Annotated in this window: 10 protein-coding genes; 9 read left to right on the top strand and 1 reads right to left on the bottom strand. The window is 60.2% G+C overall.

Translation table 11 applies throughout. The features are described from left to right. Positions 1-68 precede the first annotated feature (68 nt). Positions 69-434 carry an ArsR/SmtB family transcription factor gene (locus ACVOLL_RS10730; RefSeq protein WP_296248031.1) on the bottom strand — a complete coding sequence of 122 codons (366 nt, stop codon included), beginning with the start codon at positions 432-434 and terminating at the stop codon, positions 69-71. A gap of 134 nt (positions 435-568) precedes the next feature. Between ACVOLL_RS10730 and ACVOLL_RS10725 the strand changes: the two genes are divergently transcribed. The 9 genes from ACVOLL_RS10725 to ACVOLL_RS10685 all read left to right on the top strand — a co-directional run bounded on the left by ACVOLL_RS10725 (position 569) and on the right by ACVOLL_RS10685 (position 12741). Beyond that, positions 569-760 carry a DsbA family protein gene (locus ACVOLL_RS10725; protein WP_296248029.1) on the top strand — a complete coding sequence of 64 codons (192 nt, stop codon included), beginning with the start codon at positions 569-571 and terminating at the stop codon, positions 758-760. 820 nt (positions 761-1580) lie between these two features. Then, the gene (locus tag ACVOLL_RS10720; RefSeq protein WP_296248027.1) at positions 1581-3236 is read left to right on the top strand and encodes a phosphoethanolamine transferase; all 1656 of its coding nucleotides are present in this window, start codon (positions 1581-1583) and stop codon (positions 3234-3236) included. Between the two features lie 60 nt (positions 3237-3296). Then, a complete protein-coding gene (locus ACVOLL_RS10715) occupies positions 3297-3668 on the top strand; it encodes a diacylglycerol kinase (RefSeq protein WP_296248024.1) in 372 nt (123 codons plus the stop codon). 138 nt (positions 3669-3806) lie between these two features. Then, positions 3807-4145: a hypothetical protein gene (locus ACVOLL_RS10710; protein WP_296248022.1), complete on the top strand. Its 339-nt coding sequence runs from the start codon at positions 3807-3809 to the stop codon at positions 4143-4145. 59 nt (positions 4146-4204) lie between these two features. Beyond that, the gene (locus ACVOLL_RS10705) at positions 4205-5458 is read left to right on the top strand and encodes a TolC family protein (RefSeq protein ID WP_296248020.1); all 1254 of its coding nucleotides are present in this window, start codon (positions 4205-4207) and stop codon (positions 5456-5458) included. Next, positions 5455-6702, top strand: a complete 1248-nt coding sequence (locus ACVOLL_RS10700) for an efflux RND transporter periplasmic adaptor subunit (protein WP_296248018.1) — start codon at positions 5455-5457, stop codon at positions 6700-6702. The genes ACVOLL_RS10705 and ACVOLL_RS10700 overlap by 4 nt, the downstream gene beginning before the upstream one ends. An 11-nt stretch (positions 6703-6713) precedes the next feature. Beyond that, positions 6714-9941, top strand: coding sequence for an efflux RND transporter permease subunit (locus ACVOLL_RS10695; RefSeq protein WP_296248016.1), 3228 nt, complete (start codon positions 6714-6716; stop codon positions 9939-9941). 77 nt (positions 9942-10018) lie between these two features. Beyond that, a complete protein-coding gene (locus ACVOLL_RS10690) occupies positions 10019-12013 on the top strand; it encodes a heavy metal translocating P-type ATPase (protein WP_481512897.1) in 1995 nt (664 codons plus the stop codon). Positions 12014-12015: 2 nt separating this feature from the next. Continuing rightward, positions 12016-12741, top strand: coding sequence for a response regulator transcription factor (locus ACVOLL_RS10685; RefSeq protein ID WP_296248012.1), 726 nt, complete (start codon positions 12016-12018; stop codon positions 12739-12741). The last annotated feature ends 364 nt before the right edge of the window (positions 12742-13105 follow it).

Genomic DNA, 13105 nt, shown 5'->3' with positions numbered 1-13105 from the left:
CCAGCTCGGGCAGAAGCGTGGGTTCTTGCACGCTTTACTCTTGCGGGCCGCGTATTCACTGCGTTTTCTCACGGATCAACGACTGATCGAGCAGGCCGGCCAGTGCACTGGGCAAAGAGTTTGATCGCTCTATCGCAGTGGATGCAGTGGCCGTTGCAGCAGTCACGCATCAGGAACGCAACTAGGTCGGACAGGGCTGCGAAGCTAGCACTGTAGATGATTGACCTGCCCGCACGGCGGCCCGCAACAAGGCCGCCATGCTCCAGTTCTTTGAGATGAAAGGACACCCTAGACGGGCTTGCATTTCCCAACTCGTGCGAAATAGATCCGGCGGACATTCCAGCCGGCCCGGCCACCACGAGCATTCGTATGATGCGCAGACGGTCTTGATGTGCAATTGCGCCAAATCCTCGCAGCGCTTCCGCCTCATTCATTTCAACTATTCATGTAATGATTAAATGTAAGGGTATCCACGCGCAAAATTGGTGTCAAACGCACTTCCTCTGACATCGTCAGATCGTCTGATCTGATCTCGTTGGTTGCGTGCTGTGCCGAGCTGGACGTTGGAATGGCACTGAAGTTCCTACAGGACAAGCCTGTCGAGATGCTCATCGCCCAGGACTATGCAGACGCCAAGGTGGCTGCCATCTGGGGTACAGCAACGTTCTACATCAACGGGAAGTCGCTGATGGCACTATCACCCACCGCGCTGCGCGCAGCGGTATCGAGCTGCGTGACCAATTCCGCGTGCCGATTCTAGATTGTCGGAAAAACGTTGTAGTTGATCCTGCATCACCCCGCAGCCAAAGGCATCGCGGAAAAGCAAACGTCTGAGGAATGTCGGAATGCGGCGATGAGGGCGGTTGTATCATCTAAATTCGCCTTGAATTCAGGTGTTTTTTCCATTCTTATCGTAGACAATGCAGCCACGGACGCCCTATGGAGCAGCGTTCATTTTCCGCCAGCATCTGGTCATTTCGCTCAATGCATCGAGGCACCTCCCCAGCCATCCGTCTTCTGCTCGCACTACTTATGGCGGTGTTTCTTGCCGTGCCATCGATCGAAACCATGGTGTGTGGTGATCAAGGGGAGGTGCATGCATTGCAGGAATCGTCGAAGCTATCTGACCCAAGAAAAGATAGCGTTTCCACGCACGGACACTGTCATCACGGTGGCGTGTGCCAAGTGCCCGTTGCGTTGACTATGGAAGATGTTGCGGCTGCATCTGAATCCCTTGCCTTGGTCTCCGCAGGCAACCTCCCATCGGACAGGCGCGACGGCTTGATCCGGCCTCCCAGGGGCTGACAGAACCCGTGTCGCTCGCCTGCTGAGCGACTGAACGGCGGCATCACCGCTGCACCCTCGGTAGTTCCCCAAGCTGTGCGAATGACACAGCGCAGCGATTCACGTCGTTGTGATGGGGAATTGTGGATGCGGAACCGCGTGTGCTTGTCGCCCCCATCGCACGCTTTCCTCCTGGGTATATCCATGGCCATCTTCCTGCTTTGGACGCATTACGCGCTCCGGGCCGCACTATCTGTTTTTCTGATTTATTCAGTCCCACCACGGCGAGTCTTGGCATGACCGGCTTACCGCGTTGGCGCAATCGTCCGGAAGTCGGTCAGATAGCGCTGATTCTCATTTCGTCGCTCTACTTCACGGCGGTGTTCAACAACGCATTCGCTCGATTCGTCATCGGTGCGGCAAACCAAGAGGGAGTTGCGCAGGCACTGGTTCTGGGCGCGGCACTGATCTTCATCACCGGCATTCATGTGGTGCTGTTCGCCGTTATCGGCTGGCGCTGGTCACTGAAGCCTATCCTTTTCGTATTGGTGCCTGCGTCCGCCGCGACGGCCTACTACGCAGACAACTACGGCATCGTTTTTGACGCCAGCATGCTGCGCAACGTGTTCAGGACAGACACGGCGGAAGCCAGTGAGCTGATGACGCTAGGCTTTGCGGGCGCGATGCTCCTGAAGAGTGCGCCTCCGTTGCTTGCGTTGCTATGGGTTCGCATTCGTCCTGCCCGCAGTCTGAAGCGATTATTGGCCGCGCGTCTGCTGCTGCTGATCGTAACCGTTGGCATCAGCGGCGGTGCGGTCCTCTCACAGTTCGATGATCTGTCCTCGCTCATGCGCAACAACAAATCCGCGCGTTACCTGATCACACCCGAGAACTACATCGTGTCCAGCATCCGCGTGCTCCAACAGGATCGCCGCGCTCAGCCCGGCCCCCTGGCCAAGGTGGCCGAGGATGCACAGATCGAGATGCATCCGGTAGGTTCGAAGCCCCATCTTTTAGTGATCGTGGTAGGTGAGACCGTCCGCGCGCAGAACTGGGGGCTGAACGGCTACGCACGGCAGACAACGCCGCAGCTGGCTAGGCGCAATGTGGTCAACTACGAAGACGTGACCGCCTGTGGATCTAACACAGAGGTCTCCGTGCCCTGCATGTTCTCCGTGTATGGAAGGCGAAATTATGACCGGGATAGGATCAGGCGCTCTGAGTCGCTACTGCATGTGCTGGAGCGTGCGGGCGTCAAGACGCTATGGCGCGATAACCAGTCTGGATGCAAAGGCGTCTGCGCAGACCTTGCGTTTGAATCCTACAGGGTCCCCCCCACGCATCCGCTGTGTACGGACCAGGCCTGCCGAGACGAAGTGATGCTCAGCGGACTACACGATGCCATTGACGACAATCCTGGGGACGTCGTGGTGGTTCTGCATCAGCTTGGAAACCACGGTCCGGCCTACTTCAAACGTTACGGTGAGGAATTTAGGACGTTCGTGCCGGACTGTCGCAGCGCTGATCTTGGAAAGTGCGTTAGAGAGGAGATCGTCAACGCCTACGACAACGCAATTGTCGCAACTGACGACTTTCTTGCAAAAACCGTTGACATGCTAGCGGCGGATTCGTCGCACGACACCGCCATGATCTACCTGTCGGATCACGGCGAGTCGCTAGGGGAAGCAAACCTCTACCTCCACGGACTTCCCTATGCGATCGCCCCATCCACACAGGTCAAGGTGCCAATGGTTGTGTGGCTGTCGGATGGCCTCCAGAAGAGCCGTGGAATCGATGCTGCATGTCTTCGGGAGCAGGCAACTAAACCCCTAAGTCATGACAACCTGTTTCATTCGGTGCTCGGGCTCATGCAAGTGCAGACCAGATCCAGGGACGAAGCATTGAATCTGTTTGGCCGATGCGAGAAGTCGCTTGACCGCGCCGAGAGATGAGTGGGAAGAGATCCCCACTGGCTGCAACCTTCACACATGACGGAAGAACAAGGAATAGACATGGCTGACACCTATGGACACCGACCTCGCGGCCCGCTCGGCGTGCTGAAGGCATTTCGATGGTCCATGCTGGGGATTCGCGCGGCTTGGCTGCACGAGTCCTCATTCCGCCTCGAGGCGGTTGTTCTGTTGTTGCTTACCCCCACAGCCTTCTGGGTAGCCGAAACTCCGGTCGAGTTCGTGCTGCTGCTGGGCTCGTTGCTGCTGGTCTTGGCGGCGGAACTGCTCAACTCCGCTGTTGAGGCTGTTATAGAGAGGTACGGGCCTGAACGCCACGAATTGGCCGGACGGGCCAAGGACATGGGCTCGGCCGCTGTGTTCATGATGCTCGTCAATGCGGTGTTGGCATGGGGTGTTATCGGGCTCATGTGAAGTGCATGTTCCAATCATTACGCTAGCTGGGGGCTGGTGGGTTCTGTAGCTGTCCAACGGGCGCTTAGATCTGAACCCGTGTCGCAACGGCCTCTATTGTTATTGTATCCATGCCCAAGCCATTGATAGCCTTCCCGAATGCGTAAAACTTCCCGGAAAATTGGGCTCTACCTGATGATGCTGCTGATGGCGGCGTTTGTGGTCGTGCCCATTTCCGACACACTGGCTTGCGCGCTTGAGTCGCACGCAACGGTGAGTGCTGCACAGGATGTTGCGAGTGATCCGGATGGGAAGGCAGGCCACGAGGTCCCAGCAGCCGGTTGCAGTCATGGCCACTGCCATCATTCCAATGCCAGTCTTCCTTTGGAAGCTGTGAGCCCTCCGCCGCAGGTGGTGTCGGCGGCATGGGACGCGTTTACTGACATCAACGCCTATGCCGTTGTACTTGATGGATTGACGCGTCCGCCCCAGGGCTGATCTGAGCTTGACCCGCGTAGTGCGGGATCTCGTTTCTTTTCACCTCTGGAAAACTCTAAATGTCGACCTCCACACGTCGGCCGCTTCAGGCGGCCGGGCTGTTCGTGGCTGTCCTGCTGGCGCTCGCGCCTGCGGGGCCTGCGTCAGCGCAAGCTTCGCCCTCCTATGACGACCTGCTGGTTCGTCTTGATCAGCTGTCGGGCACCATTCAAGGCGTTGCATTGTCTGAAGCCGCCGATGCCCGTGTTCAACAGGCTCGTGCGCTCAAGAATCCGACGCTCTCCTACGACCTCGAGAACACGCAGGGCACCGGCGCATATCGCGGCACCAGCAACGCCGATTCGATCATCACCTTGTCCCAACCGCTGGAGCTGTTCGGTCAGCGAGGTGCGCGTGTGCGTGCAGCGCAGAGCGAAGCCCAGGCCGCAGGGCTGCGTAGCGAATTGAGCCGGAGCGAAGTGGCCGCGCTCCTAGCAACGACCTATGCACAGGCCGAGAGCGCACTGAGACGCTATGAGCTCGCTAATGAAGCACTCCAGCTCATTCAGGACGACGCGGACGCCACCAGTGCCATGGTCCAACAGGGGCGGGAGCCCCAGCTCCGTGCCTTGCAAGCGCAGAGTGAAGTGTCCAATGCAAAGGCCGCGCTCGACGAAGCCCTGGCATCCAGGGATGCAGCCTTTGCGCGACTGGCAGGAGCAGCGCAGCTGGATGCATCCGTAAACGCCATCGGTGAAAGCCTGCTGGATCGTGCACCCCCGCTGCCCATGGGCGATACCCGTGCAGCATTGGCGGTCCGGATCGCCGAGGCCGAAGCGGCGACGGCGGGCAGGCTCGTGGACGTGGAACGCAAGCGCGCGCTTCCCGACCTGAGCGCAACCGTGGCACAGACAAACTTCCGCCTCGCAAACGAGCGTGCCTACAACATCGGAGTGAGTCTCTCGATCCCGCTCTTCGACCGGAACAGCGGCGGGATTCGCGCAGCATATGCCGAGCAGCGTGCTGCCGATGCTCGGCTCGAGCAACAGAAGCGCGAGAGTGAAGCCAATCGCCTTTCCGCGATCGCATCACTGAAGGCTTCCAACAGCAGAACGCGGGCTGCGGACGATAGCGTCACGGCCGGCGAGGAGGCCTACCGACTCGCCCGCATCGGGTTTGAAACAGGCCGCATCTCCCAGTTGGAGCTACGCAGCACCCGCTCGACCCTGATCGCTGCGCGCGCCTCTGCCGTAGACGCAAGACTGGCACGCGTCGCCGCCGAAATTGAACTTGCCCGTCTCGAAGGACGCGTCCCCTTTCTGGAGCAGAAATGAACAAGCCCCGTAACCCCATTCTCGTCGGCGCGCTGCTGCTGTCGGCCCTGGTTCTCACTGGTGGATTGACCGCCTGCAAGGGTTCCAGCGAAGCCCCCGCGACCGAAAAGGAAGCATCGGGAAAAGATGACGGCCATGGCCACCAGGAGGATAAAGGCGAAGGTGAGGGCAATACCAAGCCCGCCGACGCCCATGCCGGTGAGGAAGCTGGCGCACATGCAGAAGAAGAGGCCCCAGAGGGCGTGGTCAAGCTCACCGCAGACCAGATCAAGGCGTCTGGCGTGGGCGTGATGGCCGTAGGGCGGGGCGGTGGTGCTTCCACGCGCATTGCAGGACGCGTAGAGCCCTCCATTGGCGCGCGTGCATCGGTCGCGGCAACCGTCACCGGTCGCGTTGAACGTGTCCTGGTGGCACCGGGCTCCCAAGTGAAGGCCAACCAGACGCTTGCTGTCGTGGTTAGCGGTGACGCGGCTACATTCCGTGCAGCGGCAGTCTCGGCGGGAGCCGAGGCCGAAGTCGCCCGATTGGTGTATGGGCGCGATAAGGCGCTGGTGGAACAAGGCGTCGTTGCCCGCCAGGAGATGGAAACCTCGCGTGCGCGCTCGATCGCCGCTGAAGCGGCGGCTGCGGCGGCACGCGCCCAGGCGGCGGCCAATGGCTCGCCCGACAGTTCCGGCCGCGTGAGCATTACCAGCCCGGTGTCGGGCGTCGTCGGCAACGTGCAGGTTACGCCGGGCGGGGTTGTATCAGCGGGCAGTGTGGTCGCCGACGTTTCGAATCCCGACATGAACGAGCTGGTCTTCACTGCACCACCTGCACTGGCCTCACAGGTCGCCGCCGGTATGAAGCTGGAGGTGACCGCTCCGACGGGCGCGTTCCAGGCAGAGGTCACCGGTGTGGCCGCCGACATCCGTCAGCAGGGTGGCACCACGGTGATTCGTGCGAAGCCGCTGACCGCAGCGTTGCCGCCTGCAGGCTCACCGATTTCGGCGCTGGTGGTGGCCGACGGAGACGCCGATTCGCTCAGCGTACCGGCCGATGCCGTGCAGACAGTGAACGGTGCCAGCGTGGTGTTTATCGAAACCCCGGAAGGCTTCAAAGCCACGCCAGTGATGGTGGGACGTCGTGCCGGCGGCAGCGTCGAGATCGTCAACGGCCTCAAAGGCGACGAGCGCATCGTAGGCACCAATGCCTTTCTACTCAAGGCCGAACTGGCTAAGGGTGAAGCCGAGCACGGCCACTAAGGAATCCATACATGTTCACTATCATCATTGAATCAGCGGTCCGCTTCCGCTGGTTGGTGGTATTCCTCGCCGCAATGGTGGCCAGTTGGGGCCTCTTTCAGCTGAGCAAGCTGCCCATTGACGCGGTCCCGGACATCACCAACAGACAGGTGCAAATCAATTCGATCGCGCCCGCACTGACACCGGAGCAGATCGAGCGTCAGGTGACGTATCCACTTGAGACGGCATTGGCCGGCATTCCGGGCCTGAACACCACCCGCTCGCTGTCGCGCAACGGTTTCTCGCAGGTCACGGCGATCTTCACCGACCAGACCGACATCTATTTCGCGCGACAACAGGTTGCCGAGCGCATGCGCGAAGCAGCGGAAGACTTGCCGGAAGGTGTATCCCCGGTCCTTTCACCGGTGACTACCGGTCTGGGCGAGGTGCTGATGTGGACGGTCGACTTCACCGACTACGACCCGAAGAACCTGGCACCGAAGGGGCAAGCCGGCTGGCAGGAGGGCGAGGTTTACCTAACGCCAGAAGGCAACCGACTCACAACTGCAGAAGAGCGTGCCACCTACTTGCGCACCGTGCAGGATTGGATAATCGCCCCCCAAATGCGCTCCAGTCCAGGCCTTGCCGGCGTGGATACGGTGGGCGGCTATGTGAAGGAGTACGGCGTCCATCCGGATAGCGCACGTTTGGCTGCATACGGACTGGGATTGTCCGACCTCGTCCAAGCGCTTGAGCGGTCGAATGTGCAAGCTGGCGCAGGCTTTGTCCAACGCGCTGGCGAGGGCCTCGTGGTTCGTGCCGACGGTCTGGCGCTGACCACGGGCGACCTGGCGCAGGCCCCGGTGGCTACCAAGGACGGCGTGGTGATCCGTGTCGCCGACGTTGCCGATGTCGAGCTCAGTCGCGCTCCGCGTCTCGGTGCCGCCAGCCGCAACGGACACGAGGCCGTGCTGGGTACGGCGCTGATGATCGCTGGCGGCAACAGCCGCACCGTCGCTCAATCTGCTGCGGACCGGCTGATCGAGGTGAACAAGTCGCTTCCGCCAAACATTTTTGCCGTGCCCGTGCTGGACCGAAGCCAGCTCGTCAACTCAACCATCAAGACGGTTGCCAAGAACCTGACCGAGGGCGCACTGCTGGTCGTGGTGGTGTTGTTCCTGCTGCTGGGCAACCTGCGTGCCGCAACCATTACGGCATTGGTGATTCCGCTGTCGTTCCTGTTTGCCGTGATCGGCATGAACCGGTTCGGGATCAGCGGAAACCTGATGAGCCTGGGTGCGTTGGACTTCGGCATCCTTGTGGACGGTGCGGTCATCGTCATTGAATCCACGCTGTTGATGCTGGGTCAGCGCCGCGCCGAACTGGGCAGGCCACTGACTACCACGGAGCGGATGAAGGTGGCAACGGAATCGGCCAAAAAGATGGCGCGCCCTGCGGCTTTCGGCCAGTTGATTATTCTGCTGGTCTTCCTGCCGATCATGACGTTGGAAGGTGTCGAAGGAAAAACCTTCCAGCCAATGGCAGCTACCTTCATGCTGGCGCTGCTGGGCGCGTTCATTTTCTCCTTTACCCTGGTGCCGGCACTGACCGCCCTCTGGGTGCGCGAGCCGAAGATGAAGCCGGGCGAGGAGCTCCATCACGGCGAGCACGAGACCAAACTCATCAAGGTGCTGCGCACTCGGATCGAGCCTGTGATTGAGCGGGCTGTCGCCATGCCGCGCGTCGTGTTGGGTGGCGCCGTGCTCACCCTGGCTGTGGGTGTGACCTCCTTCATGATGTTGGGCCGTGAATTCATGCCTACGCTGGATGAGGGCAACCTGGCCATGCAGGCGCTGCGAGTTCCTTCGACCTCGTTGGAGCAGTCACTGGCCATGCAGTTGGCACTGGAGAAAGCCATTGCCAAGGAGCCGGAAGTGGAGACGGTGTTCTCCCGGACAGGTACCGCGGAGGCGGCCATCGACCCGATGCCCACCAACATATCCGACAGCGTGATCGTGCTAAAGCCCAGAAGCGCATGGCCGGATCCGAAACTTTCGAAGGATGAGCTCGTCGGTCGGTTCGAGTCCGTGGCCTCGAAGCAGCTCGGCAACAGCTTCGAATTCAGCCAACCCATTGAACTGCGCTTCAACGAGCTCATCTCTGGTGTGCGCACCGACCTTGCCGTGATGATTTACGGTGATGACTTCGGTGAGCTGCAGAAGGTTGCAGACCAGGTGGCGCTCAAGCTGCGTAGCGTCCAAGGCTCGGCGGATGTACGGGTCGAGCAGATCTCCGGCCTGCCAACCCTGAACGTCAAGATCGACCATCTTGCAGCTGCGCAGTACGGGTTGACGGCGGCCGATGTGAGCGACGCTCTGTCGACTGGCATCGGCGGCACTGCTGCCGGAAAGATCTTCGAGGGTGACCGCCGCTTTGACGTGGTGGTGCGCTTGGATGACGCCGCCCGCAATAATCCGGATCAGCTCAGCTCGTTGCCCATTGCCACACCCTCCGGTGCGGTAATACCGCTTTCGTCAGTCGCCCGGATCACCATAAGCGAAGGCCCCAATCAGATCAGTCGCAACAACGGCAGCCGTCGCGTCGTGGTGCAAGCAAACGTCCGTGGGCGTGACCTAGGCGGGTTTGTTGGCGAAGCGCAGACGGCGGTAGCGGACGTGAAGCTGCCTGCAGGTTCCTATCTCACTTGGGGCGGGCAGTTCGAGAACCTGCAGCGGGCAGAGAAGCGACTGGCGGCGGTGGTTCCGGTTGTCTTCCTGTTGATTGGTGCACTGCTGTTCATGGCGCTCCGTAGCGCCAAGGAAGCCATTCTAGTGTTCAGCTGCGTACCGCTGGCGTTGGTGGGCGGCATCCTGGCTTTGTTGCTGAGGGGGATGCCGTTCTCGGTGTCTGCCGCCGTGGGGTTCATTGCGGTGTCCGGCGTTGCCACGCTGAACGGCCTGGTGCTGATGCAGGCCATCCGGGAACGGCTTGATGCAGGTGATGCACCACTGGTGGCGTCTCTCAACGGGGCAGCGAGTCGTATCCGCGCCGTCCTCACCACTGCGCTGGTGGCCATTGTCGGCTTCATTCCCATGGCCATCGCCAGCGGTTCGGGTGCAGAGGTCCAAAAGCCGCTCGCTACCGTCGTTATTGGTGGCTTGCTTACCGCGACCATTCTCACGTTGCTGGTGCTTCCCACCTTTGCTGGCCGCATAGCCAAGCCAAGCACCGCTGTCGTAGGAAAGGACAAAGATCACTGATTAGCTGACACCGTGCTCGGGCGCAGAATCTGCTGCGCCCGAGCCTTGAATGCTCAGATCACAATCGGAGAATAGAGATGAGCCAAGCAACAGAAAGTGGCGCATCCCCGAATAAGGGAGACGCCCATTCCCACGATGGCCTGCTTGGAGCCAATGCAGAGCTGATGTTCGCCATAATCTGCGGGCTACTGCTCGTGACCGGCTTCATAATTGAGAAATCGGGTGCGTTCAGGATCGCATGGATCCCTACGGCGTTGTACATGCTTGCCTACGTGTTCGGTGGATGGTTCACCCTGCGCGAAGCAATAGAGAACATTCGACAGAAGCGTTTCGAGATCGATACGCTCATGTTGGTGGCAGCAGCAGGTGCCGCCACCCTCGGAGCCTGGGCAGAGGGCGCATTGCTGCTATTCCTCTTCAGCCTGGGTCATTCGCTGGAGAACTACGCTATGGGGCGCGCCAAGCGCGCCATCGAGGCCCTCGCCAAACTGGCACCGGAGACCGCCCTGGTGGTGAAGGAGGGCGGACCTGTGGAGGTGCCGGTCGCCGCGCTGCAGATCGGTGACATCGTGCTGGTAAGAGCGAATGATCGGTTGCCTGCTGATGGCTTCGTGGTCAAGGGATCCAGCAACGTCAACCAGGCACCGGTGACAGGTGAGAGCATCCCGGTGGACAAACATCCCGTATCTGACGCCGAAGAAGCGAGGCGCCGTCCCGACGCAGTCGACATGGCGTCGAGAGCGTTTGCCGGAACCATCAACGGCTCCGGATCGTTGGAGGTAGAGGTTACCCGGCGCTCTACGGAATCCGCGCTTGCACGCGTGGTCAAGATGGTCAGCGAGGCTGAGACACGAAAATCACCCACTCAACGCCTTACGGACAAGTTTGAGCGCATCTTCGTTCCCTGCGTTCTGGTGCTTGCCAGCGTTCTACTGTTCTCTTGGGTGGTGATAGATGAGCCGTTCCGTGACAGCTTCTACCGGTCCATGGCGGTGCTGGTTGCTGCCAGCCCGTGCGCACTGGCCATTGCCACCCCCAGTGCTGTTTTAGCCGGCATTGCACGCGCGGCGCGTAGCGGGGTGCTGATCAAGGGCGGTGCGCCGCTTGAGGAGCTTGGCATGGTCACGACAATCGCCTTCGACAAGACCGGCACCCTGACCGAGGGCAAGCCCCGCGTGACCGACATTGTTGTGACAGAGGGCGTAACCGAGAGAGAGTTACTAGAGGTCAGCGTCGCTGTGGAGGCGCTGAGTGACCATCCGTTGGCGGCCGCCATCGTAGCTGATGGGAAGACACGTCTTTCCGAGTCGGTCACGTTGGTGGCCAATGCATTCGAGAATCTCGCCGGACGAGGAGTGCGTGCGGATGTTGGTGGGCAGACTGCCTGGATCGGGAAGATGGAAATGTTTGGGGCTGACGGGGTTCCGGCTTTGGGCCCGTCCGCCAAAGAAGGCATCGATGTGCTGCGCAGTCGCGGGCGAACGACGATGGCGGTGCGGCTCGGCGATAGGGATCTGGGCGTCATCGGCTTAATGGACACTCCGCGGGCAGAGGCACGCCAAGCGCTGGACAAGTTGCGTGGTCTGGGCGTGAGCCAGATGATCATGATCTCCGGTGATCACCAACTCGTCGCGCAGTCCGTAGGCAGAGACGTCGGGGTAGATGAAGCGTGGGGCAACCTCATGCCGGACGACAAGGTCTCCGCCATACGGAAGATAAAGGCAAGTCAGAGGATTGCAATGGTTGGCGATGGCGTCAATGACGCACCCGCCATGGCCAGCGCCAATGTGGGTATCGCGATGGGCGCGGCTTCGTCCGATGTCGCCCTGGAAACGGCGGATGTTGCTCTCATGTCAGAGGACCTGCGGCAGGTCGCTTTTTCCGTGGCGCTCAGTCGACGTACCAAAAATGTTATTCGCCAGAATCTTTACGTGAGCCTAGGCGTGGTGGCTTTGCTCGTGCCTGCCACGGTCATGGGTTTGGGCATAGGCCCCGCCGTTGCGGTGCATGAGGGGACCACGCTGTTGGTGGTAGTCAATGCACTTAGGTTGCTTGGATTCCGGGAATCCTAATCGTGGAAATTCTGTTGATTGACAGTGACCGACAAGTCGTCCGGAACGTACTTGCCGAGATCGAAGCGAAGCATCACAGCGTGGACGTTGCGCTGGATGGTGTGACAGGCCTGCACTTAGCCTTGTCCAACAACTACGACGTTGTCGTCGTGGGATGGGAACTCCCTCGCGTCAGCGGGCTGGACGTGGTGAGAAGTCTGCGGAGGGAGCACAACTCGTCTGTTCCGGTACTCATGCTGGCGAGTAGGTCCGATCTCGCTAGCAAGATCAATGCATTTCGGTCAGGCACGGATGACTACCTCACCAAACCCTTCGAACTGCTTGAGCTTGAGGTTCGCTTGGAGGCATTGGTCGCCCGCTCTCGCGGAAGAGTGGGGATGCGTCAACTCACGGTGGGCAACTTGACCATGGACCTGACGACGCTAGAGGTGTTCCGTGCAGGGAGGCGACTTCATCTCTACCCGGCCTCCTGGAAGCTTCTGCAAGTTCTGATGCGGGAGAGTCCAGGAGCAGTGTCTAGGGAGCAACTCGAATACGCAGTCTGGGGTCACCAGCCGCCTGACCGTGACCTGCTCCGTTCGCAAATATCGAGTCTGCGTAAGATTGTTGACGGGCCATGCGAAGAGAAGTTGATCCATACGTTGCCGCGTTTTGGCTACAGGCTCTCCATCCAGTCCTCAATCGAGGCACGAGCTGTGCTGATGGAGGGGCTCAGTCGAAGTGAATAAGCGGATTCTCGTCACCCCTGAAGGTGGGATCCAGTCGCCAGCTGTTCGCACTCGAGGGCGGTCATGAAGGGCAGTTACCGAGCGGGCGTCCCATTGGCTGCATTCGTCGCCGCATCTGTGTGGGGCATGCTGGCAATGCAGCCATTAGCACCCAATCCGCACGAATCGATGATGTGGATTCCTGCCACTGTCGCAGGCGGGAGCTTGGTCATGGCGTGGGTCGCTGCAGTCATTGTAGACCGTGCGGCGGCTTCGACGTCCCCCCGGTTTTGAGTAGCACGGCGAATTGGAGTCCAATCCCACCTGACCAGGAGATTGGACGTGAAGAAACGCTTTTCCGAAGAACAGATCATCGGTTTCCTGC

It is taken from the genome of Stenotrophomonas sp. STEN035 (genome assembly GCF_056759935.1).
This window is presented reverse-complemented; position numbering and strand designations above follow the sequence as displayed.